Origin of the sequence: Flavobacterium sp. AG291, assembly GCF_003350375.1 — a bacterium.
Lineage (GTDB): Bacteria > Bacteroidota > Bacteroidia > Flavobacteriales > Flavobacteriaceae > Flavobacterium > Flavobacterium suzhouense.
Genome location: NZ_QQAR01000004.1, coordinates 165,134 through 188,662, shown reverse-complemented (window position 1 = coordinate 188,662; position 23,529 = coordinate 165,134). Strand labels below are relative to the sequence as shown.

Annotated in this window: 25 protein-coding genes; 18 read left to right on the top strand and 7 right to left on the bottom strand. The window is 38.9% G+C overall.

Annotation, left to right across the window (positions count from 1 at the left end):
• Positions 1 to 19 precede the first annotated feature (19 nt).
• Entirely contained in the window at positions 20 to 658 is a 639-nt protein-coding gene (locus tag DEU42_RS06570; protein ID WP_114757484.1) for an NAD(P)-dependent oxidoreductase, read from the bottom strand.
• Positions 659 to 906: 248 nt separating this feature from the next.
• On the opposite strand from DEU42_RS06570, the gene DEU42_RS06565 reads away from it, so the two are divergent.
• Genes DEU42_RS06565 through DEU42_RS06540 form a run of 6 tightly spaced genes read left to right on the top strand, consistent with a single transcriptional unit; the run spans position 907 to position 5,267 of the window.
• Positions 907 to 1,311, top strand: a complete 405-nt coding sequence (locus DEU42_RS06565) for a hypothetical protein (RefSeq protein WP_147278072.1) — start codon at positions 907 to 909, stop codon at positions 1,309 to 1,311.
• A gap of 58 nt (positions 1,312 to 1,369) precedes the next feature.
• Complete coding sequence (locus DEU42_RS06560; protein WP_114757482.1) at positions 1,370 to 1,996, top strand: ABC transporter ATP-binding protein; 627 nt, start codon at positions 1,370 to 1,372, stop codon at positions 1,994 to 1,996.
• On the top strand, positions 1,996 to 3,360 hold the full coding sequence (locus tag DEU42_RS06555; RefSeq protein WP_114757481.1) for an FtsX-like permease family protein: 1,365 nt from the start codon (positions 1,996 to 1,998) through the stop codon (positions 3,358 to 3,360). Before DEU42_RS06560 ends, DEU42_RS06555 begins: the two co-directional genes overlap by 1 nt.
• The gene (locus tag DEU42_RS06550; RefSeq protein WP_114757480.1) at positions 3,353 to 3,850 is read left to right on the top strand and encodes a hypothetical protein; all 498 of its coding nucleotides are present in this window, start codon (positions 3,353 to 3,355) and stop codon (positions 3,848 to 3,850) included. Before DEU42_RS06555 ends, DEU42_RS06550 begins: the two co-directional genes overlap by 8 nt.
• Positions 3,850 to 4,539 carry a YjjG family noncanonical pyrimidine nucleotidase gene (locus DEU42_RS06545; protein WP_114757479.1) on the top strand — a complete coding sequence of 230 codons (690 nt, stop codon included), beginning with the start codon at positions 3,850 to 3,852 and terminating at the stop codon, positions 4,537 to 4,539. The genes DEU42_RS06550 and DEU42_RS06545 overlap by 1 nt, the downstream gene beginning before the upstream one ends.
• A 5-nt stretch (positions 4,540 to 4,544) precedes the next feature.
• On the top strand, positions 4,545 to 5,267 hold the full coding sequence (locus DEU42_RS06540; protein WP_147278071.1) for a hypothetical protein: 723 nt from the start codon (positions 4,545 to 4,547) through the stop codon (positions 5,265 to 5,267).
• Positions 5,268 to 5,324: 57 nt separating this feature from the next.
• On the opposite strand, the gene DEU42_RS06535 is transcribed toward DEU42_RS06540, so the two are convergent.
• A complete protein-coding gene (locus DEU42_RS06535) occupies positions 5,325 to 6,599 on the bottom strand; it encodes a replication-associated recombination protein A (protein ID WP_114757477.1) in 1,275 nt (424 codons plus the stop codon).
• Between the two features lie 118 nt (positions 6,600 to 6,717).
• On the opposite strand from DEU42_RS06535, the gene DEU42_RS06530 reads away from it, so the two are divergent.
• Positions 6,718 to 7,524: a rhomboid family intramembrane serine protease gene (locus tag DEU42_RS06530; protein ID WP_114757476.1), complete on the top strand. Its 807-nt coding sequence runs from the start codon at positions 6,718 to 6,720 to the stop codon at positions 7,522 to 7,524.
• Between the two features lie 10 nt (positions 7,525 to 7,534).
• Here DEU42_RS06530 and rlmB read toward each other — a convergent pair whose 3' ends face one another.
• The 5 genes from rlmB to DEU42_RS06505 all read right to left on the bottom strand — a co-directional run bounded on the left by rlmB (position 7,535) and on the right by DEU42_RS06505 (position 15,888).
• A complete protein-coding gene (gene rlmB, locus DEU42_RS06525; RefSeq protein WP_114757475.1) occupies positions 7,535 to 8,269 on the bottom strand; it encodes a 23S rRNA (guanosine(2251)-2'-O)-methyltransferase RlmB in 735 nt (244 codons plus the stop codon).
• A gap of 70 nt (positions 8,270 to 8,339) precedes the next feature.
• Entirely contained in the window at positions 8,340 to 9,239 is a 900-nt protein-coding gene (locus DEU42_RS06520; RefSeq protein ID WP_147278070.1) for a hypothetical protein, read from the bottom strand.
• Between the two features lie 12 nt (positions 9,240 to 9,251).
• Entirely contained in the window at positions 9,252 to 10,946 is a 1,695-nt protein-coding gene (locus DEU42_RS06515; RefSeq protein ID WP_114757473.1) for a SusD/RagB family nutrient-binding outer membrane lipoprotein, read from the bottom strand.
• 11 nt (positions 10,947 to 10,957) lie between these two features.
• Positions 10,958 to 14,107 (bottom strand): SusC/RagA family TonB-linked outer membrane protein, encoded by a 3,150-nt coding sequence (locus DEU42_RS06510; protein WP_114757472.1) that lies wholly within the window; start codon positions 14,105 to 14,107, stop codon positions 10,958 to 10,960.
• Between the two features lie 116 nt (positions 14,108 to 14,223).
• On the bottom strand, positions 14,224 to 15,888 hold the full coding sequence (locus DEU42_RS06505; protein WP_233506630.1) for a hypothetical protein: 1,665 nt from the start codon (positions 15,886 to 15,888) through the stop codon (positions 14,224 to 14,226).
• A 181-nt stretch (positions 15,889 to 16,069) separates the two neighbouring features.
• Between DEU42_RS06505 and rpsL the strand changes: the two genes are divergently transcribed.
• From rpsL to rpsC, 11 genes are all read left to right on the top strand, one after another.
• Positions 16,070 to 16,450 carry a 30S ribosomal protein S12 gene (rpsL, locus tag DEU42_RS06500; RefSeq protein WP_114757561.1) on the top strand — a complete coding sequence of 127 codons (381 nt, stop codon included), beginning with the start codon at positions 16,070 to 16,072 and terminating at the stop codon, positions 16,448 to 16,450.
• Positions 16,451 to 16,476: 26 nt separating this feature from the next.
• Positions 16,477 to 16,953, top strand: a complete 477-nt coding sequence (gene rpsG / locus DEU42_RS06495) for a 30S ribosomal protein S7 (RefSeq protein WP_114757470.1) — start codon at positions 16,477 to 16,479, stop codon at positions 16,951 to 16,953.
• Between the two features lie 20 nt (positions 16,954 to 16,973).
• The gene (fusA, locus tag DEU42_RS06490) at positions 16,974 to 19,109 is read left to right on the top strand and encodes an elongation factor G (RefSeq protein WP_114757469.1); all 2,136 of its coding nucleotides are present in this window, start codon (positions 16,974 to 16,976) and stop codon (positions 19,107 to 19,109) included.
• A gap of 11 nt (positions 19,110 to 19,120) precedes the next feature.
• The gene (gene rpsJ / locus DEU42_RS06485) at positions 19,121 to 19,426 is read left to right on the top strand and encodes a 30S ribosomal protein S10 (protein ID WP_020213633.1); all 306 of its coding nucleotides are present in this window, start codon (positions 19,121 to 19,123) and stop codon (positions 19,424 to 19,426) included.
• Positions 19,427 to 19,677: 251 nt separating this feature from the next.
• On the top strand, positions 19,678 to 20,295 hold the full coding sequence (rplC, locus tag DEU42_RS06480) for a 50S ribosomal protein L3 (protein WP_114757468.1): 618 nt from the start codon (positions 19,678 to 19,680) through the stop codon (positions 20,293 to 20,295).
• A complete protein-coding gene (gene rplD, locus DEU42_RS06475) occupies positions 20,295 to 20,924 on the top strand; it encodes a 50S ribosomal protein L4 (protein WP_114757467.1) in 630 nt (209 codons plus the stop codon). The genes rplC and rplD overlap by 1 nt, the downstream gene beginning before the upstream one ends.
• 7 nt (positions 20,925 to 20,931) lie before the next feature.
• Entirely contained in the window at positions 20,932 to 21,222 is a 291-nt protein-coding gene (gene rplW, locus DEU42_RS06470; protein WP_114757466.1) for a 50S ribosomal protein L23, read from the top strand.
• A 6-nt stretch (positions 21,223 to 21,228) separates the two neighbouring features.
• Positions 21,229 to 22,053, top strand: a complete 825-nt coding sequence (gene rplB / locus DEU42_RS06465) for a 50S ribosomal protein L2 (protein ID WP_114757465.1) — start codon at positions 21,229 to 21,231, stop codon at positions 22,051 to 22,053.
• A 10-nt stretch (positions 22,054 to 22,063) separates the two neighbouring features.
• Positions 22,064 to 22,342, top strand: a complete 279-nt coding sequence (gene rpsS / locus DEU42_RS06460; protein WP_114757464.1) for a 30S ribosomal protein S19 — start codon at positions 22,064 to 22,066, stop codon at positions 22,340 to 22,342.
• A gap of 9 nt (positions 22,343 to 22,351) precedes the next feature.
• Positions 22,352 to 22,765 (top strand): 50S ribosomal protein L22, encoded by a 414-nt coding sequence (gene rplV, locus DEU42_RS06455; protein ID WP_114757463.1) that lies wholly within the window; start codon positions 22,352 to 22,354, stop codon positions 22,763 to 22,765.
• A 5-nt stretch (positions 22,766 to 22,770) separates the two neighbouring features.
• A complete protein-coding gene (rpsC, locus tag DEU42_RS06450; RefSeq protein ID WP_114757462.1) occupies positions 22,771 to 23,526 on the top strand; it encodes a 30S ribosomal protein S3 in 756 nt (251 codons plus the stop codon).
• The last annotated feature ends 3 nt before the right edge of the window (positions 23,527 to 23,529 follow it).

The following is a 23,529-nucleotide window of genomic DNA, read 5'->3' as shown; positions in this document are numbered from 1 at the left end:
CTTGGCTCACCGTTACAGTTTAAATATTTGCTATAAAAGGAGCTTTCCTGATATAGGTAGGGTCGTCAATCTGATCAATGACAAACTTAGCAAGTGATGTCGCGCTGATTGCATAACCCGGACAATCCAGGAGGCTGATGTTTATTTCCGGTTTTTCATCGGTTTGCATAATCATAGGCAAGCGAACCATTGTCCAGTCTACATCACTCTTAACAAGTAGTTCGTATTCCTGTTGTTTGTTTTTTGTAGTTTCGGGATAATGTGTCATCATCCATCCGGTAGCCATTTTAGACTTTTCTCCTTTATCATCATAAGGAGTGTCAACATTTAATCCGGTTATAACAATATAACGTCTAATGCCTGTCTCTTCCATAGCCTTAATAATATTAGCCGTTGAAGTCGTGAAAATCGTTGATGGATTTGGCGAGATACCCATGCCCAGCATGCTTATAACAGCATCACAGTCTTTAAGTAGTGATACGAAAGTCTCGTAATCGCTTACATTGCCTTTCAGAAATTGTTCAGGAGAGAAATTCGAATTTTCAGGATTTCTAACCATTGCTTTAAATTTGATATGGTGCTTTTTGAGCTCTTTTATCAAAAAGCTTCCGGCTTTTCCGGTGCCGCCGATAACGGCAATTTTTATGGTAGGTTTCATATATGTACTTTATTAAATAATAATAGATTATTTCTCCGGTAGCTGGAAATGCTCCGGAAACTGCAAAAGACCTGCTTTTGCCTACGGTATTATTTTATAAAGCAATCCTGATAGGGCAAATATAGTGTAAATTAAAAAGTAATCTTAATGTAATCAGTATTTTGAATTAAACCTTTCCTATCGTTTTGTTAATTAATTTACGGGGTTATAGTTTATGTTTTAATTTTAAAATAAAAAAAAAAATAGCTATGCATAACTACACTATGACCTTTAAATATGATGGGGAGTTTGATTTGCCCGATGAGCCGGAAGTAAGGGATAGGGAGTTGCCTGCGATGGTACTTGAAAAACTTGAAAAACACCAGTTTGAACTTGTCGATTTTAATCTTACTGAAAATTATGACAGGGAACACGCTAAAGTCTATATAAGTGATCCTTACATTCATCGTTCTGTTTTGGAAATTCGCCTGGATTTATCAATGACAGACCTTAAAAGCCGCAAGTCTATTTATGCACGTTGCCTTGATGCTCTTCAGGATGATGAGTTAAATCTTGAACGTGCTTTTGAAAATGATGATAAAGAAAAAGGCATGTTGCAAAGTATTATTGTCTTTGAGATGAGAAATAACCATAATGTTGAGCACAATGCCTAAGTGTTAACTTTTTTTATCATTCTCTTTTCGCTAAATTGCAGGTCAATTACAAATTGGCATGATAAGTACAAAAAATATAAACTTCTCTTATGGGCAAGGGACAGCATTCAGCTTTCCTGATATAGCCACATCGAGAGGAGAGAGCCTTCTGATAACAGGAGGTTCCGGAAAAGGAAAAACTACACTTTTACATCTTTTAGGAGGGTTGCAAAGACCCCAAAATGGCGACATAATTATAGAGGATACCAATATTGTTACTCTTTCAGAAAAACAACTGGATCATTTCAGGGGAAAAAATATAGGGCTGGTGTTACAGCAATCTTATTTTATTGCTTCACTGGATGTACTGGAAAATGTTGTGCTGGCTTCATGGCTGGCAACAGGTAAACAGGCTGGCGATAAGGCCAGACAGCTTTTAGAACAGCTTGATCTTAAAGAGCATCTTCATAAATTACCATCACAATTAAGTATTGGCCAACAGCAAAGGGTTTCAATTGCCCGCGCACTTATTAATGAGCCTAAGCTGTTATTAGCCGACGAACCAACCTCGAGCCTTGACGATGAGAATGCTTTTAAAGTTGCCGATATGCTCGGTCATCTTGCAAAGCAGTTTGGAACTGCATTGGTAATTGTAACACATGATCAAAGGTTAAAAGACCGTTTTCCTAACCAAATCTCTCTGTAATGATCACAAAAATAGCCTGGAAAAATATTTGGTTCAAGCCATTAAATACAGCACTAAGCATTATACTCTTAACAGCCAGTGTTGCAATCATAACCTTGCTGATACTATTGGAGCAGCAATTCGAAAAAAAATTCAATGATAATATTGATGGTGTGGATATGGTGCTTGGTGCACAGGGAAGTCCGTTACAGTTAATATTGTCGTCGGTTTATCAGGTAGATGCTCCTACCGGTAATATTGATTATACTGAAGCAAAAAAATGGATGCACCATCCTTTTGTTAAAAGCGCTATTCCATTAGCTTTTGGAGATAATTACAGAGGTTTTCGTATAGTAGGTACTACGCCTGAATATCTTTCAAAGTACGGAGCGACAGTGTCTAACGGTAAAGTGTTTATCAAAGACTTTGAAGTTGTGGTTGGTAGTGAAATCGCCAAAAAAATGGGGATAAAAGTAGGTGATAAATTTTTTGGCTCTCATGGGGATGCTGAAGAAGGAGAGGTGCATGATAGCCATTCTTATATCGTTACAGGAATAGCTTCGCCTACAGGTAAGGTTGTAGATAATCTTATACTGTGTAATATACAAAGCGTATGGGCAATGCACGATCATGAGCATGAAGAAGGGGCAGAAGAGGAACACGACCATGCACACGAGGCTGTTGCTGATACCCATGATCATCATGATCACGCTGAAGAAGTCCATAATCACGATCATGAAGCCCATACAGACGAAACACACAGCCATGATCATGATGGCCATGTTGGGGAAACCCACGACCATGATCATGAAGAGGCTACTGTAGTTAATGAAGAAGGAAAAGAAATAACAGCCGTATTATTGAAATTCAGGAATAAGAATGCAATTTTTATGTGGCCAAGGATTATTGCCCAAAATACTAAAATGCAGGCAGCTCTTCCGGGTATAGAAATCAACAGGCTGTTTACTTTATTTGGTATTGGTCTTAATGCATTACAGTATCTGGCATATGGTATAATGTTAATATCTGGAATCAGTATTTTTATAGCATTATTCAATACGCTAAAGGACAGGAAATACGAATTTGCATTATTGCGCGTTAATGGTGCAAGCCGTTTACAGTTATTATCTCTTGTTCTTATAGAAAGCCTTCTTTTATGTATTACAGGCTATGTGTTTGGAACGATTGTTGGTAGGATAGCACTGGTGTTTATTTCGGGTTCATCGGAGGATGAATTTAAAATGTCATTCAATCCTTTTGAGTTTGTTTGGGAAAAGGAAGGATATTTGTTCCTGCTCACTATCTTTGTAGGGATTTTGGCAGCGGTTATCCCTGCCGTGAAAGCATATAGTTTAAATATTTCAAAAACTCTTGCAAATGCGTAAGACTTATTTATTTTTTGCCCTTATTGTTTCGGGGTTCGTTTTAATGTCACTTGGTACACCTTCAGATACTGCGGTTAACAAACCGAAAGGAGAAGCTACCTACATAACCGCTAATGATACACTTACGTGGAAATTGTTAGCTCAGATAAAATACCTTAAAAAGCCAAGCAAAGATTATCCTGAAGGGGTAATGTATCCGGTAATTAACCCTACACTTAAGGCAAAAAACAAAAAGCCCGTTACCATGAGTGGTTTTATCGTGCCTATTGATAATAAGAACTATGCCCTGAGCAAAAATGTTTTTGCTTCTTGTTTCTTTTGTGGAAAAGCAGGACCGGAGACCATCATGGGGCTAAAGTTTAAAAATCCGAATATTAAGCTTAAGACCGATCAATATGTAACTGTTGAAGGGACTTTCAGATACAATGATACTGACGTTGATGACTGGATTTATCATGTAGATAATGCTGTTATTACTAAAGGTAACTAATGAAGATAACTAATAAGAGAGCTGTTTTTTTTGATCTCGACCATACGTTGTGGGATTTCGAAAAAAATTCTGCGCTTGCTTTTCAGGTTATTTTTGAAGAACTCGATATCAAAGTTTCCCATCAGGAATTTAATAAGCATTATTCACCTATAAATGCTAAATACTGGAAGTTATATCGTGATGGTGAAATAACGCAACAGGAGTTGCGCTATGGGCGCTTAAAAGATACTTTTTTGCTGATCGATTTTACCGCTGATGATATTCTGTTGGAAAGGATTTCGCAGCGATACATAAGGCTGCTGCCTGAAAATAACAACCTTTTTGAAGGTGCTGTTGAAGTACTGGATTATCTTAAAGGAAAGTATAGTCTGCATATTATAACTAATGGTCCTGACGAAGTTCAGGAACGTAAGCTGAAAAATGCTAATATTGACCATTACTTCGATACTATTACAAATTCTGAACTGGCTGGTTGCAAGAAGCCCCATGCGGGTATTTTTGAATATGCTCTCAAGGCGGCAAATGTCGACAGGAAAGAAAGTATAATGATAGGAGACTGTATTGAGGCCGATGTACAGGGAGCTATTGACTGCGGTATGGAGGCTATTTTTTTTAATGAGCATAATCTTGAAGCTCCTGCTTCAATAATGCAAATCAATCACTTACTTGAAATAAAAAAGATTTTATAATTGCTATGAAAAAGACTATACTATTGTTTGTTTTGCTAATGTCGGGAATCGGCTTTGCGCAAAGTATAAATGACTATAAATATGTAGTTGTCCCTGAAAAATTTGAATGGCTAAAAGAGGATAACCAATATAACCTGAATTCATTAACTAAAATGATTTTTGAAAAGTATGGGTGGCAGGTTTATCATCCAACTCAAAAGATGCCGGATGAACTTGCCTTGGACAGGTGTAAAGCACTATATGCTAACGTAAAAAATGACTCAGGATTACTGAGTACTAAGCTGGTTATTGAGTTGAAAAATTGTGATGGTAAAGTTGTATTTACCTCTGCTGAAGGGACTAGTAAAGAAAAAGCATATCAAAAAGCATATTATCAGGCGCTTCGTGAAGCATCACAATCAGTAGCGCAACTGGATTATAAATATTCAGGTAAGAATGATAAGCCTGTGAAAGCTGCTGCTTCAGTTCCGGCACATCAACAGGCTGCAACTCCTGAAACGGTAAACAATACTAACCAGCTTTTTGCACAGCCAATAGCTAATGGCTATCAATTGGTAGATAGTACTCCTAAAGTGATTTTGAAAATATATAAGACATCGCAGCAGGATTCATATACTGCTGTATCAGAAACTAAAAATGGGGTAGTGTTCAAAAAAGGTAATGACTGGGTCTTTGAATATTACCAAAATGATAAATTGGTTTCTGAAAAACTAAATATTAAGTTTTAGTTTCAAAGTTTCAAGGTTTTTTGACTTAGTTTCTCTGCGGCTTTGAAACTTTGCTATTTAATACCCGTACTTCTTCCAGCGGTTTCTTAAAAATTCTCGGGTAGAGTTTTCTCTTGAATTATTTCCCGGGTCATAAAAAGCTGTGTTTTTAATTTCATCGGGCAGGAATTCCTGATCGGCAAAATTATTGTCATAATCGTGTGCGTATTTATATTCATCACCATAGCCTAACTCTTTCATAAGTTTGGTAGGAGCATTCCGCAGATGTAATGGTACCGGTAAGTCTCCTGTTTGTTTTACAATTTGCTGGGCCTTTCCTATGGCCATATAGCTGGCGTTACTTTTAGGAGAAGTAGCGAGGTAAATTGCACATTGGCTCAATAGTATTCTCGATTCCGGGTAACCGATGGTTGAGACAGCCTGAAAGGTGTTATTTGCCATAATTAAAGCTGTTGGATTTGCATTTCCAATATCTTCTGACGCTAGTATTAGCATTCTTCGCGCAATAAACTTCAGGTCTTCGCCACCTTCAATCATTCTTGCCAGCCAATAAACGGCTCCATTGGGGTCGCTCCCTCTCATAGATTTTATAAAGGCTGAAATTATGTCATAGTGCTGTTCTCCAGTCTTGTCATACAGTACAGTGTTTTTCTGAACGAGCTGCATTACTCTCTCGTTAGTTATCTCAATTATTTCGCCATCGGTAGCATTTATTACCAATTCAAAAATATTCAGGAGTTTACGGCCATCGCCACCCGAAAGGCGAAGTAGTGCCTCTGTTTCTTTTAGGTTTATATTTTTGGTTTTCAGGTAGGCATCGGCTTCCATTGAACGATGCAACAGTGCTTCAAGGTCATCTTTTGTAAAAGCATTGAGGATATATACCTGACAGCGGGATAATAAAGCGGGTATAACTTCGAAGCTGGGGTTTTCAGTCGTAGCACCTATAAGTGTAACCCAGCCTTTCTCAACAGCTGCCAAAAGCGAATCCTGCTGTGATTTGCTGAAGCGATGGATCTCATCAATGAATAATATCGGATTCTTAGCGGTAAATAACCCGCCACTTTGTTTGGCTTTGTCAATTACATCACGGATATCTTTTACGCCTGCATTTATGGCGCTTAATACATAAAAAGGGCGGTTACTTTCCTGAGCCATTATTTGCGCCAGAGTTGTTTTTCCGGTGCCGGGAGGTCCCCATAAAATTAATGATGGAATGATACCGCGTGCAATCTGGTGTGTTAACGAGCCGTTCGGCCCTACAAGATGCTGCTGGCTTATATATTCTGATAAATGTTGCGGACGTATGCGTTCTGCCAAAGGTGCTTCCATGTTGTAAAATTACATATTTCGATATTGATGACAATATGAGTTAGCATAAGTTTTATATTTAAAATATGACAAAAAAGCATAGATTTTAGTTTGGATATATTTTTGATTTCAAAGCAGTATGACCGATACAAACGAATTTAAGTTTTCACCTTCCGTTTTTGCCTGGCCGCTCTATTTTGTATTGTTGCTTTGGTTAGTATATTGGGTAGAAGTGAAATACCATATATATCTTAATGATTATGGGATTCTTCCAAGAAGCCTGAAAGGATTGAGAGGAATAGTATTAAGTCCTTTTCTTCACGGAAGCCTGGAACATCTCTATAATAATTCGATACCGTTACTTGTGCTTGTTGCTGCGCTAAGGTATTTTTACAGGCAGTATGCCTTACAGATAATTGTATATGGCATTTTGCTCTCAGGATTTATTACATGGTTGATAGGCAGGGATTCTTACCATATAGGCGCTAGCGGACTTATATATGTGCTTGTCAGCTTTATCTTTTTTAAAGGAATGCAAACGGGTTACTATCGATTGGTAGCTTTATCACTTACTATAATTGTACTTTATGGTGGAATGGTATGGTATGTTTTTCCGGGTGAAGACCAAACAATATCCTGGGAAGGCCATTTGGGCGGACTAGTGAGCGGACTGTTGTTTTCAAGAATATATAAAACCCCTGAATATAAAAGACAAATTGTTTATGACTGGCAGCGACCGGACTTCGACCCCAAAGGAGATCCTTTTATGAAGCGGTTTGATGAGAATGGCAATTTTGTAAACCCACCCAAACCTGAAGATATAGAGGTTGTAGATGCTGAAATACTGTCTCCTTTGCCTTCACAAACTATAAGGATTGTATATACTTATGTTCCAGTTCAGAATGGTAATGACCAAAAAAAAGAGTCTGATGAACAGACTCTTTAATTAAGTGTTTTTATTGTCTTTGTCTTACAGCTTCATATAAAAAAGCACCACAAGCCACAGATACATTTAGAGAAGAAATTGTTCCGAACATTGGCAGTTTTGCCTTTTCATCTACAATCTTCAGTACTGAAGGATTGATACCTCTGTCTTCTGATCCCATAATTATAGCTACAGGTTCTGTTAAGGCAATGTCATAAATATTGTTGTCCGTTTTTTCAGTTGCGGCAACGGTTTTTATTCCTGAGCCCTGAAGATGAAAAATAGCATCCTTTATATGCTCCACTTTACAGATAGGAACATTAAATACCGCACCGGCAGAAGTTTTTACAGTGTCTCCATTTACAGGTGCTGAACCCTGCTTTTGAACGATGATGCCATCAACTCCGGTACATTCAGCGGTCCTGATTATAGCACCAAAGTTACGCGCATCTGATAATTGATCTAAAATAAGGAATAGGGGAGTTTTTCCGCTTTCCATTACTTTTTCAATTAATGACTCCAGGTTATGGAAAGAAATAGGGGCGATGGTAGCAACAGCACCCTGATGGTTGTTATGGGTTAATCTGTTCAGTTTTTCTACAGGAACGTAGCTAAAGTTAACATTGTTGGCTTTCATGGCCTTCATGAGGTCTTTCATAAGATCTCCCTGCGCATCTTTCTGAATAAATACCTTGTCAATTTCTTTTCCTGCGTGTATAGCTTCTATTATAGCTCTTATACCGAAAATCTGATGTTCTTTTTCCATGGTGCAAAGGTATAAAAAAGAGGATGGCTATTGCCATCCTCCATTGAAATATTGAATATAGAAATTTCTCTTATGGAACTTTGGTTAATGTAGTTGTTCCTGTGTCGCCAAAATCATTAACCCAAGTGTAGGTAATAGTGCCATCACCATTCACAACACCATCGATTGTTACATTAGCTCCAAAAGGATCTGTAAACGAACCGCTCAATGTACCACATACGTCAGTGATATCTCCTTCAACTTCAAACGTTAGTCCATAGATGTCATACCATAGTATGTATAGACCTCCAAAAGCATCAGATAATGTGTAGCTTCCTCCGCCATTGTCAGTTAGTACTATATCATACGGATAATCTGTAATCGGATTTTCATCCGGTGTAGGTCCAGAATCTGTAGAGGCACCACTTGATAAAGCAGTGTAAGTACCACCTAAATCAGAAGGGCAAGATACATTGTAGATTTGAGTTACTTTAAATAATGGTGAATTCTGGATGTCAGTACCATAGTTTCTTCCACCTGCGTCGGTCAGCATACTAACAACAGTTCCGTCTTCTAACGTTAGATCTCCGGTAATTACCAGTTGGTCTCCCAATGAAAAATCTGCGTCTGAATTTAAAGCAGCAAAGGTGTCAATAAGCTGTTGTTTGCTAAGAGTTACAGTTGTTGGGAAAGTAGTAACATCATTAGCTAATACTACTTTTTCAACTGATCCGTCTCCGGCGAAATAGTAACCTACAACATCCATTGAAGATACTGTTCCCATCCCTATGTCAGCTGTGAAAGAGATTGAAACGTCTTCCCCTTCCTGTATAGCTAACAAGTCAATTATGGGTTGTGAACCTTCAACTTTCTGAATATCCGGAACAGCACTGGTTTTAAGGTTCAGTTTGCTGTCCCCACCGTCATCATCACACGATAACGCCATGGTTAAAGCGAATAATGAAATAAATATATATTTTAGTTTTTTCATGGCTTTATGTTTTTAGTTATCCCAGAATATAGTGTAAGTGCCTGGGTTTTTTTGAGCCGGTGCACTAGCATTGGCGTTCAGTTCACTTTGTGGCCAAAATAAAGACACCTGGAACAGGTTGTTTTGTACTGTTTGCGAATCGATAAGTGGGAAACCATCATTGTTGTTTAATTGATACTCTGGTGACGGTCCGTTAGGGTTGGCAAGTACAGGAAATCCTGTTCTTCTGTAATCAGTATATTGATCAGCCGGATCGCCAAAAGTTGCTACCCATTTTTGTGTCATTATGATTTCCAGTTTTTTGGCAGCATCGCCGGATGCATATTCTGTCATAACATCTGCAATGAAATCAGTTACATCAGATGAGCCTGTAAGTACAGGTACGTCCTGAGTAGTTCCTGTTCCGGCAACAACAGCATCAACTTTTGCAAAGCTGGCATTCATGGCTTCTTCAAGCTGGGTACCTGCATCACCTGATAGTACACCCGCAAGCATAAGTTCCGCTTTTATGTAAAGGAATTCATCATAAGTAAGGATTCTTTTAGGAGCACGGCCTGTTCCGCCATTAATATCCATAACTCCTCCTTCGCCATCATCATAACGCCCCCCTGTTGGGAATATGCCGGGGTAAGTATATGAGTTTTCAGCCGATGAATCTCTCCATGGCCCTGTACTTCCAAAACGGATTGAGAAGAAACCTGTTGAGGCATCCCAGTAATCCGCTTTTGGATTACCTGTTTCTGCGTCTCCCTGGTCTGGTGGGAATTGTCCTGCCGTAAGCTGGTTAAAGAAGTAATACGGAATCCTTGGGTCAGGGTTGCCTGTATGGATATTAGGATTCATGCCTTTAAGGATCTCATAAAACCATGGACTCATATAAGTAGAGAACTGTGTACTTCCGTAAGACGCTACAAAGAATCTGTTTCTCTCGTCAGAAGGAGTCTGGTTTGTAGTGTGCTTAAACTCAAAGTCATCAGCACTCGATTCCATGAAGTTGTCTTCGGCTACCAATGCTGCAAAATCTGCGGCATTAAATAATGGAGTATTTCTCACCTGATTGTACAGTTTGAATTTGAAAGTGTTGGCAAATTTGATCCATTTATCCATATCACCACCATAAAAAATGTCGTTAGTGCTTGGAGTTATTACACTTTCTGTAGCCATGTTAACTTTAGCCTGTTCAATAAGTTCAAAAACTGCAGCATAGACTTCTTCCTGATTATCAAACTTAGGAGCTATGATAGCTTCATCTTTAAGTTTGTTTGCTTCGGAGAAAGGTATGTCTCCCCAAATATCAACAGCAAATGCAAGAAGGTATGCTTTCTCCATTTGCGCAATTCCCACATATGCAGGAGCTTCATCCCTGGTTCCCTGATCAATAATACTGTTTAGGTCTGTTAGTGTAAGGTAAAGATTGTTCCATTCGTTTTGAAGGTTGATGTTGTCAACCTTTGTGCCGTATTGATCCGGTTCTTCCCTTACTACCATTTGGTGCGTATAAACCTGCATGATGTCTCCTGTGTAAAACTGGAAGTCGCCTGCGGCACCAAGAGCAACCTGAGTATTAGTTAGCAGTGCGCTTAGAGGAGCAATGCTGGGGCTGTCCTTATCTGTGTTTACATCATAGTATTCATCACTACATGCAGTGGCGAATAGAGCAACTGTTAAAGCTGCCAATCCGTATTTTGTATATTTAATTATTTTCATTTTGTTTTTTTTTAGAAGGATACATTAAGTCTGAAGCCGTATCTTTTTGCTGTTGGTGCTGCCGATACCTCAATACCCTGTAGGTTTGATGAACCATAACTAGTTGTTTCCGGGTCGAAGTTGGTGTACTTAGGTACATTCGGTGCCCAGTACCATAGGTTGTTGGCAATAAAGCCAAAACTGATTCTTCCAAAAGGTGTTTTCTCAAGTATCTTGGCAGGAAGATCATAAGTAAGACTTAGTTCTCTTAATCTGTATACAGTTCCATCATAAATTCTTGCTTCATCAACACTGTTTATGGCAAAAGTGTTACTTCCTGAAGGCGAGAAGTACAATTCGTTAGTGCTGATAGTGGTGTTGTTTGGAATTTTATTTCCGTTAGCATCCAATACAGGTGTTCCATCGTTATTTCCATAGTATCCCGGAATAATATGTACTCTCTCACGATCTTCAGTATCTTTAGTTACACCACGACCAAGAAGCTGTTCGATTGTAGAAGAAGAAACATCTCCGCCTTCTCTCCAGTCAATTTGTGCTCTTAGTGTTATTCCTTTGTAGCTAAAGGTGTTGATGAAGTTCATTTTAAAGTCAGGGTTTGGATCACCAATGATTCCCAATTCAGGATCTTGTACAATACCTCCCGTTGCCTGATTGATCAGGTAATTTCCTTCCTCATCTCTTGCAAACCGGGTTCCGTAGAATACACCAAATGGCTGTCCGGGAATTGCATAAGCAACCTCATTCGCGTCAAGCTGAGTTCTTTCCAGCCCGGGATATAATTCAGTAACCTCATTTTTGTTTTTAGTGAAGTTGGTAGTCCATGTCCATTTAAAGTTTTCAGTTTGTACCGGAACCAATGTAAGTCCCACTTCAAAACCTTTATTGGTCATGGCAGCACCATTAGTAGCATATTCCTGATAGCCTGTAGATACTGGAACTGCTACAGGTAGGAGAAGATCGTATGCGTCTTTGTTGTAATAAGTAAAGTCAAGGGTAATTCTGCGTTTAAAGAATTCCAGATCTGTACCGATTTCAAACTCTTTTGCAAATTCAGGAGTTATACCTTCATCTGATAGAGTTGGCCTGTTTCCAACAGCAGGGTTCTTGTTGTAGGCATTGTTAAGTACAAAGTTGTTGTTTATAAATTCTGCGTATGTATCCCTACCTACTTTAGCATAACTGGTTCTTAATTTAGCGAATGTTAATACATTACTATTCATTTTAAGCGCTTCAGTAAGAATTAGAGATAAACTTCCCGATGGATAGAAGTATGATCTGTTAGCTTTTGATAATGAAGATGAAGAGTCATTTCTGGCAGTACCATTCAAGAATAGCCATTCGTCATAAGAGAACGTTGCATCTGCAAAAAAACCAACTGTTCTCTTTCTGGTGGTTCCATCTGCAAGGTTGGTCACTGTATTTGTATTACGTAAGCTGAAAACATCTTCAACAATGAATTCACGGCCGTAGTAGCCTATTCTTGAAGTAGAATTTTGGAATACGTTATTACCTAAAAGTCCTTTAAAACCTATTTTGTCAGTAAGCTTGTAATCAAAGTTTACGATTAAGGTAGATTCTATGTCCTCATTGCTGAAGTTATCTATAGTTAAAGAGCCTACGCCTTGGTCTGCTCTTGAGTTTTTGTCGCGTATTTCTCTACGATCCAGGTCATATTTGTTAACACCTAGTCTGTATGAAGCAGAGATGTTGTCGTTAAACGCATATCCGAAGTTGATACCAGCAACAGTTCTTTGCGTATTAGTAGTTATCTGGTCATGCTTCCAAGACCATAGTGGATGATCATATCCAGCATTTGGAATAACACTTCCGCCTGTAATAGGATCTTCGTAAGGTAAGCTGAAATCCCAGTTTCTGGCAAGGAATAGTGTTCTTGCGAAAGAGGAAGAAGCACCGTCAAATTGGTTTTCACCAAAGAAACCTCCTACTTGTTTTGTTGTTGCATAGCTCAGGTTAGCACCTACTGTAAGTCCATTTTTAAGCTTAAAGTTACCACCAGTTGAGAATGATGTTCTGTCGTAGGTATTGTATGGGATGTAACCATTCTGATCAAGGTCTGATATCGTTAAGTTAAATCCGCCATCTTGTCCTCCGTAATTAAGGTTTAAAGAGTTCTCTAAAACAGTACCTGTTCTGAATAAGTCTTTAACGTTATTAGGTTTAGCAACATAAGGCATTGTGTCGCCAAACTGGTCAGGGAAAGCATTTTTTAAGTTCGGCCACGTTGGGATAGTTTCTAACGAATCAAAACGAGGTCCCCAAGAACCATTAGCATTACTGTATATAAAGTTGTTACCTGCGCCATAAGTGTTTTGGTAGTCCGGCAGGTTAGCAATGTTTTCAAAATAAGTACCGTTACTGTAGGTAACAGACATTTTGTTATTAGTGTTACCTGAAGGGTTTCCTGATTTAGTGGTAATCACGATTACCCCATTCATAGCTCTTGAACCGTAAAGAGCAGATGCTGCTGCACCTTTCAGTACGTTCATTGTAGCAATGTCGTTAGGGTCAAGAGATGAAAGACCATTTTGGTATCCACCACCACCAGTTACCTGGCTTGAGGTTGTAACCTCGGTGTTGTTGTAGGCAACCCCATCTACGATGATCAGTGGTTGAGTATCACCTGTTACACTACTGATACCCCTAATCGTAATCTGGTTGGCTGCACCCGCAACCCCGGTAGATACGTTTACGTTAACTCCCGGTACTTTACCGTTTATTGCACGGATAAGATCCGGCTCGGAGTTCTCAGTAATGTCAGCACTTTTAATGCTGCTTACCGAATATCCCAGGTCTTTAGGATTTCTTTTGATACCAAATGCGGTAACTACCACAGCTTCAAGCTCTGTTGCGTCATCTGCCATGGTAATATTCATGGTAGTTGAACTTGCCAGCGTTTCTCGTGTTGTCATACCAATGTAAGAAAACACAAGAATGTCGGTCGGAGCGGCCTGAATTGTGAAATTACCGTCAATGTCGGTTTGGGTTCCTGTGGATGTGCCTTTAACGACAACATTTACTCCCGGAATTGGGAAACCACCTGAGTCTTTAACTGTACCGGATACAGCTCTTTGCTGTGCAAACGAAATTTGCATCATTAACGCCATGAGGAGCGTTAACAAAACACGTAGCCTTGTCTTCATTGAAATAGATTTGAGTTAGTTTCCCAAATTTCTGTTGAAGTATCGTGATACGCAAGTTTTTTGTGAAAAAATTTAGAATTTTTGTAATATTTTAAGATTTAACGTAGGTATAAGTGTTAAAACCTTGTGCGGAAGCTAATGTGGATTATGGAGTTTGATAGCTTGATTTGCTGATTGTTAGAGCTGCCATTGGCATAAATGATATTAAAAAGCCCTGTTTTTGTTAATAAACCAAATCCGAAGCCTAATCCTAATAAATTGTTTTGTGTTTTCGATGTTTCGTCTTCAAAATAGGCGTAATCTGTTATGGAATGTACATACATGTTGGGCGAAAGTATGTATCTGTACTCTGCCATTAGTGAGAGTAAGAGGTTAGCCTGCAGGCTGTTTTCGTTGAATCCTCGTATAGAGTTAATTCCGCCAAAGCGAAATAATTCGTTTATGATGTAGGTGTTGCTTTTGAGGTAATAATCCTGGGTTTTCAGGTTAATGAGGTTTTGTTTGTTCAGGTATAAATTATGTGAAAAATTAGCCTGTATAAAATACTGGTCTGAGTTTCCTGTTTTCGAGGTTCGTTTTCCTGTTCCGGCTTTTATCAATGCAATAGTTTTTTCGGGAAAGATGAAGTCGTCCAGATTGTAGTCAGTAAAATCGAAAGTCGAGGTGACGAATGAGTTATTGAAGTCGCTTAGTGAGCTGTTGTTAAGATTTTGGATATCTACGGATTGGGTTTGCTGAAGGCCGACAAAAAGTTTTGAGTTGTAACTGAAATAGTAGCCGATGTTTATGTCGGTTGCTGTGTTTTGAAAAGTGCTATCCTGTTTAAAAATCTTCAAACTTCCCTTTAGTCCAATAGGGCTTCTAAATATGTAGGGTAATTCAAGTGCTGCGTTGAATGTGGTTTGTTTGTTGCCGTCGCTTTTCCAGAAAAGGTTAAACTTCTCGCCGGTGTTTAATACGTTGTTAAGTAGTAAGTCGAGATACCCGTTAAATATAACTTTGTTTTGGTCGTCATTTGAAAATCCTATGAAGCCGTCAAAGGTGTTGGGTTTTGCTTTTTCAAGATATACATAAACTTTGGTGGTGTCCTGTTTGAATAGTATTTCCGGGTAACGGATCTGGTTGACAAAACGCAATGCGCTAAAGTCATTGTAAATGCGTTGAAGGTTTTCCTGATTGAAGGTTTTTCCTTTGTATTGTCGTGTTATGTTTTTGCGAATGCCCTCAGGAAATTTTGTGTAGCCCTCAATCACTATGTTGTTAAGGGTTCGTTTTTTTTCAGTGGATGCTTTTAGTGTTGCCGACAGGGAATTTCCTTTCGACGAATAATCAGTTAGCTGCATGCTGCTTAATGAGTATCCTTTTTTTTCCAGTGCGGCTACATGGCCGGACATAAAACTTTCTACATCACTTATGGGTAATGTGATTGTGTCGTTTTTTAGTTCGAGAAGCTGCTTTGTTTCTGCTGAAAGTTTTCCTGTATATATATGTATATTTCTGGTTTTTGTTCCAATAACATATTTGTATAAAAAAAGGCTGTCGTTTATCTTATTTCTTTCGATAAGGTTGTTTTCAAGATATCCCATTTTTAAAAGCTTTCCTGAAAGGGTGGTGGCTTCTTCGTTTATTGATTTTACATTTTCATGCGTCTTGTTGTAGCTTATGGAGTCTATGGTTTTTCTTTCGGACTCGCTGCTGCCTTCAATTTTTAGGTGCAGGCTTTGAGCTTTTGCAAAAAAGCATGTGAGTAATAAAATAAATATGAGAAGGGGTCTTTTCAATGCAAAAATGTTAGCCGTAAAAATAACGCAAAAAATGCAGAAAAAATATGAGGGGCTGTTTTTGAAAGATAAGGCGTTTGAAAATTAATGTTTTATGATTTGTTTTGTTGATAATTATTTATACATTTGCAACCCCGTAAAAAGCGGGTTTTTTAAACATAAGAAATTTTTAATATTAATTATGCCAACAATTCAGCAATTAGTAAGAACAGGGAGAGCCCAGATAACTAAGAAGAGTAAATCGGCTGCTTTAGATTCTTGCCCTCAAAGAAGAGGGGTTTGTACACGTGTTTACACTACTACACCTAAGAAACCGAATTCTGCAATGCGTAAAGTTGCAAGGGTTCGTTTAACTAACGGTAATGAGGTGAATGCTTACATTCCTGGAGAGGGACACAATCTACAAGAGCACTCGATAGTATTAGTTAGAGGCGGAAGGGTAAAAGATTTACCGGGAGTTAGGTATCACATTGTGCGCGGAGCGCTTGACACCGCTGGTGTTAACGGAAGAACACAAAGGAGATCTAAATACGGTGCTAAACGCCCTAAAGACAAAAAGTAATTTTAAAAAACTTTTAAAGTAAAGACATGAGAAAAAGACAGGCCAAAAAAAGACCTCTTTTACCAGATCCAAGGTTTAATGACCAATTAGTAACACGTTTTGTAAACAACTTAATGTGGGATGGTAAAAAATCAACTGCCTTTAAAGTATTCTACGATGCTATTGATATCGTTGAGACTAAAAAGCAAGATGCTGAAAAATCAGCTCTAGAAACTTGGAAAGATGCTCTAACTAACGTTATGCCTCACGTAGAAGTGCGTAGCCGTAGGGTAGGTGGTGCTACATTCCAGATCCCAATGCAGATTCGTCCGGACAGAAAGATTTCTATGGCGATGAAATGGATGATTCTTTATGCAAGAAGAAGAAACGAGAAATCTATGGCTCAAAGACTGGCTTCTGAAATTTTAGCTGCTGCTAAAGAAGAGGGTGCTGCTGTTAAAAAGAGAATGGATACTCATAAGATGGCAGAAGCTAACAAAGCGTTCTCTCACTTTAGATTTTAATTGATAAAGTAAATTTAGAAATGGCTAGAGACTTAAAATATACAAGAAATATAGGTATTGCTGCTCACATTGATGCTGGTAAAACAACAACAACTGAGCGTATCCTGTTCTATACAGGTAAATCACACAAGATTGGTGAGGTTCACGATGGTGCGGCAACTATGGACTGGATGGCGCAAGAGCAGGAGAGAGGTATTACTATTACTTCTGCAGCGACTACATGTACATGGAACTTCCCTACAGATCAGGGAAAACCTGTAGCTGATACAAAAGATTACCACTTCAACATCATCGATACTCCGGGACACGTTGACTTTACCGTAGAGGTAAACCGTTCACTTAGGGTTCTTGATGGTCTTGTATTCCTTTTCAGTGCTGTTGACGGTGTTGAGCCTCAATCAGAGACTAACTGGAGACTTGCTGATAACTACCGTGTTCCTCGTATGGGATTCGTTAATAAAATGGACCGCCAGGGATCTAACTTCCTTGCAGTTTGTCAGCAGGTAAAAGACATGCTTAAATCTAACGCGGTGCCAATTGTACTTCCAATCGGTGACGAGGCTGATTTTAAAGGTGTTGTGGATCTTATCAAAAACCAGGCTATCGTATGGCATGATGAAACTCAGGGTGCTACATTCGATATCGTGCCTATTCCTGATGATATGAAAGAGGAGGCTCACAAGTACAGATCTCAACTAATCGAAGAGGTTGCTGCTTATGATGAAAACCTTCTTGAGAAATATATGGAGGATGAAGATTCTCTTACTGAGGATGAAGTAAACGAAGCGCTTAGAAAAGCTACTATCGATATGGCTATCATACCGATGCTTTGTGGTTCATCATTCAAAAACAAAGGTGTTCAGTTCATGCTTGATGCAGTTTGTAAATTCCTTCCTTCTCCACTTGATAAAGAGGCTATCGAAGGTACAAACCCTGATACTGATGAGCCAATTTCACGTAAGCCATCTGCGTCTGAGCCGTTCTCTGCTCTTGCGTTCAAGATCGCAACTGACCCTTATGTAGGTCGTCTTGCATTCTTCAGAGCTTACTCTGGCCGTCTTGATGCTGGATCTTATGTTCTTAACAACCGTTCAGGTAACAAAGAGCGTATCTCTCGTATCTATCAGATGCATGCTAACAAACAAAACCCAATCGAATATATCGAGGCTGGTGATATCGGAGCTGCAGTAGGTTTCAAAGATATCAAGACTGGTGATACTCTATCTGATGAGAAAAACCCAATCGTTCTTGAGTCTATGAACTTCCCTGATCCGGTAATCGGTATCGCTGTTGAGCCTAAAACTAAGGCTGACGTTGATAAAATGGGTATGGCTCTTGCTAAGCTTGCTGAGGAAGATCCTACGTTTACGGTTAGAACTGACCAGGCTTCTGGACAAACTATTATCTCTGGTATGGGTGAGCTTCACCTTGATATCCTTGTTGACCGTCTTAAGCGTGAGTTTAAAGTTGAGGTTAACCAGGGTGAGCCACAGGTAGAGTACAAAGAGGCTATTACACGTTCTGCTAACCACAGAGAGACTTACAAAAAACAATCTGGTGGTCGTGGTAAATTCGGTGATATCGTATTCCGTCTTGAGCCGGCTGAAGAAGTTGATGGTAAAGTTCCTGTAGGTCTTACTTTTGTTAACGAGGTAAAAGGTGGTAACATTCCTAGAGAGTTTATCCCTGCTATCGAGAAAGGTTTCAAAGAAGCTATGAAAGCTGGACCTCTTGCTGGTTACGAAATGGACAGTATGAAAGTTACTCTTATAGATGGTTCATTCCACCCTGTTGACTCGGATGCTCTTTCTTTCGAGCTTGCAGCTAAAATGGGTTACAAAGAGTCTGCTAAGGCTGCCGGTGCAGTTATCCTTGAGCCAATCATGAAACTTGAGGTTCTTACACCTGAAGAAAACATGGGTGACATCGTAGGTGACCTTAACCGTCGTCGTGGTCAGATCAATAACATGGATGACAGAGCTGGTTCTAAAGTTGTTAAAGCTAGTGTGCCGCTTTCTGAAATGTTTGGTTATGTTACTACACTAAGAACATTGTCTTCTGGTCGTGCAACATCTACAATGGAGTTCTCTCACTATGCTGAGACGCCATCTAACATTGCTGACGAAGTAATCAAAAAAGCAAAAGGTAACGCTTAATTTAAAAGAAAATGAGTCAAAAAATCAGAATAAAATTAAAATCATACGATCACAGCCTTGTAGACAAGTCTGCTGAGAAGATCGTTAAGACTGTAAAAAGTACAGGTGCTGTTGTAACTGGTCCTATTCCGTTACCAACTCACAAAAAAATCTTTACTGTACTTAGGTCTCCACACGTAAATAAAAAATCAAGAGAGCAGTTTGAGGTTAGCTCATACAAAAGACTTCTTGATATTTACAGTTCATCTTCTAAAACTATCGATGCTCTTATGAAATTAGAGCTTCCTAGTGGTGTTGAAGTTGAAATCAAAGTCTGAGTTATTTAAATAACTATATGAAAGTCTCCGGAATAGCTATTCCGGAGATTTTTTTTTGGTTACTCTGAAACTGTTGAGTTTGCTGTTGAAAAACCGTAATTTTTTGATTTAGAATCAAATATTTTTGATTTATTTCAATTATTTTATTGTAACTGTTTGATAATCTAAATTTAATAATTACTTTTGCACCCCTGTTTGGAGTATTCTGTTACTTCAAATTGAAGGGAATTAATAATTAATAACTAATATTTATGTCTGGGTTAATTGGTAAAAAAATCGGCATGACCAGTATTTTCGATGAAAACGGAAAAAACATTCCGTGTACAGTAATCGAAGCTGGACCATGCGTTGTTACCCAAGTCAGAACCAACGCGGTTGACGGGTATGAAGCGTTACAACTTGGTTTCGATGACAAAGCAGAGAGACATGCTACTAAAGCGGCTGTAGGTCACTTTAAGAAAGCAGGTACAGTTGCGAAAAAGAAAGTCGTTGAATTCCAAGATTTTGTTAACGAGCACAAATTAGGTGATGTTATCACTGTGGATCTTTTCGCTGAAGGCGAATTTGTTGATGTACAGGGTGTGTCTAAAGGTAAAGGTTTCCAGGGTGTTGTTAAACGTCACGGTTTTGGTGGTGTTGGACAAGCTACTCACGGTCAGCACAACCGTCTTAGAGCGCCGGGTTCTGTAGGAGCATCATCATATCCTTCACGTGTATTCAAAGGAATGCGCATGGCAGGAAGAACAGGAGGAGATAATGTAACAGTTCAAAACCTTAGAGTTTTAAAAGTAGTTGCTGAAAAGAATCTACTTGTGGTTAAAGGAGCGATTCCTGGACACAAAAACTCTTACGTAATCATTCAGAAGTAATGGAAGTAAAAGTATTAGATATCAACGGAAAAGAAACTGGCAGAACGGTAACCCTTTCTGATTCAGTATTCGCAATTGAGCCTAATAAGCATGCTGTATACCTGGACGTTAAGCAATATCTTGCTAACCAAAGGCAGGGAACTCACAAAGCTAAAGAAAGAGCTGAGGTAACTGGTAGTACACGCAAAATTAAGAAGCAAAAAGGTACAGGTACTGCCCGTGCGGGATCTGTTAAGAATCCATTGTTCAAAGGTGGAGGTACGGTTTTCGGTCCAAGACCAAGAAGTTACTCTTTCAAACTGAACAAAGGCCTTAAGCGTTTAGCAAGAAAATCTGCTCTTGCTTTGAAAGCGAAAGAATCAAATTTAATAGTTGTTGAGAACTTCGAATTCGAAGCGCCAAGCACTAAAAATTTCATTAACGTTTTGAAAGCTTTAGGGTTAGAGAATAAAAAATCACTATTCGTGTTGGGTGATACAAATAAAAATGTATATTTGTCGTCACGCAATTTGAAGGGTTCTAATGTTGTAACTACTTCAGAATTAAACACTTACAATGTTTTACATTCAAACAGTTTAGTTCTTTTAGAAGGTGCATTGGAAGGAATTGAGGAAAATTTAAGCAAATAATAGGGCTATGAGTATCATTATTAAACCTATCATCACTGAAAAAATAACTAAAGACGGGGAAGTTTTTAACCGTTTTGGTTTTGTTGTTGACAAAAAAGCAAACAAGATTCAGATTAAGAAAGCCGTTGAGGCTGCTTATGGCGTTTCTGTTGTTGAAGTTAACACAATGAACTACAGGGCTGATAGATCGGTTAAATACACTAAGAGTGGTTTAATCTCAGGAAAGACAAATGCTTACAAAAAAGCAGTTGTACAAGTACAGGAAGGTGAAACAATAGATTTTTATAATAATATCTAATAGAAAATGTCAGTTAGAAAATTAAAACCTATTACCCCGGGTCAGCGTTTTAGAGTTGTAAATAGCTTTGACACTATTACAACTGATAAGCCGGAGCGTTCATTGATCGCACCGAAAAAAAACTCTGGAGGTAGAAATAGTCAAGGAAAGATGACCATGCGTTATACAGGCGGTGGTCACAAACAAAGGTATCGTATTATCGATTTTAAAAGAACTAAAGCTGGAGTTCCTGCTGTAGTTAAAACTATCGAGTACGATCCAAACCGTTCAGCATTTATTTCCCTATTGTATTATGCTGATGGAGAGAAAACGTATATCATTGCACAAAACGGACTTCAGGTAGGTCAAACCGTAGTTTCTGGAGAGAATGCTTCTCCTGAAATCGGAAACTCAATGCCTTTAAGTAAAATTCCTCTGGGAACTGTTATATCTTGCATCGAGCTACGTCCAGGCCAGGGAGCAGTAATTGCTCGTAGTGCTGGTACTTTTGCACAGTTAATGGCAAGAGATGGAAAATATGCAACAATCAAAATGCCTTCAGGTGAGACAAGATTAATCCTTCTTACATGTTCAGCAACGATTGGAGCAGTTTCTAACTCTGACCACCAATTGATCGTTTCTGGTAAAGCTGGTAGATCAAGATGGTTAGGTAGAAGACCAAGAACAAGACCGGTAGCGATGAACCCTGTTGATCACCCGATGGGTGGTGGTGAAGGACGTTCTTCTGGAGGTCACCCACGTTCTAGAAAAGGTCTTCCGGCTAAAGGTTACAGAACTCGTTCTAAAGTTAACCCGAGTAATAAGTATATCGTAGAACGTAGAAAGAAATAATAAGTAAGATATGGCACGTTCATTAAAGAAAGGACCTTTCGTTCACTATAAATTAGAGAAGAAAGTTCAGGAAAATATCGAAAAAGGGAACAAAGCAGTTGTTAAGACTTGGTCTAGAGCTTCTATGATTACCCCGGATTTTGTTGGACAGACTATCGCAGTACACAACGGTCGTCAATTCGTACCGGTTTACGTTACAGAGAATATGGTAGGTCATAAATTAGGAGAATTTTCGCCAACGCGCTCTTTCAGAGGCCACGCTGGTGCAAAAAATAAAGGTAAAAAATAATAAGAAGCTATGGGAGTTCGTAAAAGAGAAAGAGCAGAGCAGACTAAAGAAGCGAATAAGCAAATTGCATTTGCTAAGCTGAATAACTGCCCTACTTCACCTAGAAAAATGCGCCTTGTTGCGGATTTGGTAAGAGGTCAGAAAGTAGAATTAGCTCTTAATATATTAAAGTTCAGTTCAAAAGAAGCTTCTCGCAAACTTGAGAAATTGTTACTTTCTGCTATCAATAACTGGCAGCAAAAGAACGCTGAAGAAAGTTTAGAGAATGCAGGCTTATTTGTTAAAGAGATCCGTGTTGACGGTGGTATGATGCTTAAAAGGCTAAGACCAGCTCCACAAGGTCGTGCACACAGAATAAGAAAACGTTCTAACCACGTTACTATCGTGCTTGGAGCTACTAATAATAACACACAAAGCAACTAAGAGAAATGGGACAAAAAACAAATCCAATAGGAAATCGCCTTGGTATTATCAGGGGTTGGGATTCTAACTGGTATGGTGGAAATGACTATGGTGACAAGCTTGCCGAAGATCATAAAATCAGGAAATATATCCATGCCCGTTTATCTAAAGCTAGTGTTTCTAAGGTAATCATCGAGAGAACCCTTAAGCTTGTAACCGTTACTATTACTACTGCCCGTCCTGGTATCATTATCGGAAAAGGTGGTCAGGAAGTAGACAAGCTAAAAGAGGAACTTAAGAAAATTACTGACAAAGAGGTTCAAATCAACATCTTTGAAATTAAAAGACCTGAACTTGATGCTTACCTTGTAGGTACAAGTATTGCTCGTCAGATCGAAAGCCGTATCTCTTACAGAAGAGCTATCAAAATGGCTATCGCTGCTGCAATGCGTATGAACGCAGAAGGTGTGAAAGTGATGATCTCTGGCCGTCTTAACGGTGCTGAGATGGCACGTTCAGAAATGTTCAAAGAAGGAAGGATTCCTCTATCAACTTTCAGAGCAGACATTGATTATTCACTAGCTGAAGCTCACACTACTTATGGTAGAATGGGTATCAAAGTATGGATAATGAAAGGTGAGGTTTACGGTAAAAGAGATCTTTCTCCGTTAGTAGGTATGGACAAAAAACAGTCTAAATCTTCGGGATCTCAGGATAGACCACAAGGAAGACCAAACGGTCGTCCGGGTGGAGATAAATCTAACCAACGCAAAAGAAAGTAATTT

What these genes read in the sequence shown, in the direction of transcription:
- DEU42_RS06565 (WP_147278072.1), top strand. Translation starts at nt 907, where the DNA reads ATGCATAACTACACTATGACCTTTAAATATGATGGGGAGTTTGATTTG.
- DEU42_RS06540 (WP_147278071.1), top strand. Translation starts at nt 4,545, where the DNA reads ATGAAAAAGACTATACTATTGTTTGTTTTGCTAATGTCGGGAATCGGC.
- DEU42_RS06560 (WP_114757482.1), top strand. Translation starts at nt 1,370, where the DNA reads ATGATAAGTACAAAAAATATAAACTTCTCTTATGGGCAAGGGACAGCA.
- DEU42_RS06555 (WP_114757481.1), top strand. Translation starts at nt 1,996, where the DNA reads ATGATCACAAAAATAGCCTGGAAAAATATTTGGTTCAAGCCATTAAAT.
- DEU42_RS06510 (WP_114757472.1), bottom strand. Translation starts at nt 14,107, where the DNA reads ATGAAGACAAGGCTACGTGTTTTGTTAACGCTCCTCATGGCGTTAATG.
- DEU42_RS06535 (WP_114757477.1), bottom strand. Translation starts at nt 6,599, where the DNA reads ATGGAAGCACCTTTGGCAGAACGCATACGTCCGCAACATTTATCAGAA.
- rplC (WP_114757468.1), top strand. Translation starts at nt 19,678, where the DNA reads ATGTCTGGGTTAATTGGTAAAAAAATCGGCATGACCAGTATTTTCGAT.
- fusA (WP_114757469.1), top strand. Translation starts at nt 16,974, where the DNA reads ATGGCTAGAGACTTAAAATATACAAGAAATATAGGTATTGCTGCTCAC.
- DEU42_RS06570 (WP_114757484.1), bottom strand. Translation starts at nt 658, where the DNA reads ATGAAACCTACCATAAAAATTGCCGTTATCGGCGGCACCGGAAAAGCC.
- rplV (WP_114757463.1), top strand. Translation starts at nt 22,352, where the DNA reads ATGGGAGTTCGTAAAAGAGAAAGAGCAGAGCAGACTAAAGAAGCGAAT.
- rpsL (WP_114757561.1), top strand. Translation starts at nt 16,070, where the DNA reads ATGCCAACAATTCAGCAATTAGTAAGAACAGGGAGAGCCCAGATAACT.
- rpsJ (WP_020213633.1), top strand. Translation starts at nt 19,121, where the DNA reads ATGAGTCAAAAAATCAGAATAAAATTAAAATCATACGATCACAGCCTT.
- rplD (WP_114757467.1), top strand. Translation starts at nt 20,295, where the DNA reads ATGGAAGTAAAAGTATTAGATATCAACGGAAAAGAAACTGGCAGAACG.
- DEU42_RS06515 (WP_114757473.1), bottom strand. Translation starts at nt 10,946, where the DNA reads ATGAAAATAATTAAATATACAAAATACGGATTGGCAGCTTTAACAGTT.
- rplW (WP_114757466.1), top strand. Translation starts at nt 20,932, where the DNA reads ATGAGTATCATTATTAAACCTATCATCACTGAAAAAATAACTAAAGAC.
- rpsG (WP_114757470.1), top strand. Translation starts at nt 16,477, where the DNA reads ATGAGAAAAAGACAGGCCAAAAAAAGACCTCTTTTACCAGATCCAAGG.
- rpsS (WP_114757464.1), top strand. Translation starts at nt 22,064, where the DNA reads ATGGCACGTTCATTAAAGAAAGGACCTTTCGTTCACTATAAATTAGAG.
- DEU42_RS06530 (WP_114757476.1), top strand. Translation starts at nt 6,718, where the DNA reads ATGACCGATACAAACGAATTTAAGTTTTCACCTTCCGTTTTTGCCTGG.
- DEU42_RS06545 (WP_114757479.1), top strand. Translation starts at nt 3,850, where the DNA reads ATGAAGATAACTAATAAGAGAGCTGTTTTTTTTGATCTCGACCATACG.
- rplB (WP_114757465.1), top strand. Translation starts at nt 21,229, where the DNA reads ATGTCAGTTAGAAAATTAAAACCTATTACCCCGGGTCAGCGTTTTAGA.
- rpsC (WP_114757462.1), top strand. Translation starts at nt 22,771, where the DNA reads ATGGGACAAAAAACAAATCCAATAGGAAATCGCCTTGGTATTATCAGG.
- DEU42_RS06550 (WP_114757480.1), top strand. Translation starts at nt 3,353, where the DNA reads ATGCGTAAGACTTATTTATTTTTTGCCCTTATTGTTTCGGGGTTCGTT.
- DEU42_RS06520 (WP_147278070.1), bottom strand. Translation starts at nt 9,239, where the DNA reads ATGAAAAAACTAAAATATATATTTATTTCATTATTCGCTTTAACCATG.
- rlmB (WP_114757475.1), bottom strand. Translation starts at nt 8,269, where the DNA reads ATGGAAAAAGAACATCAGATTTTCGGTATAAGAGCTATAATAGAAGCT.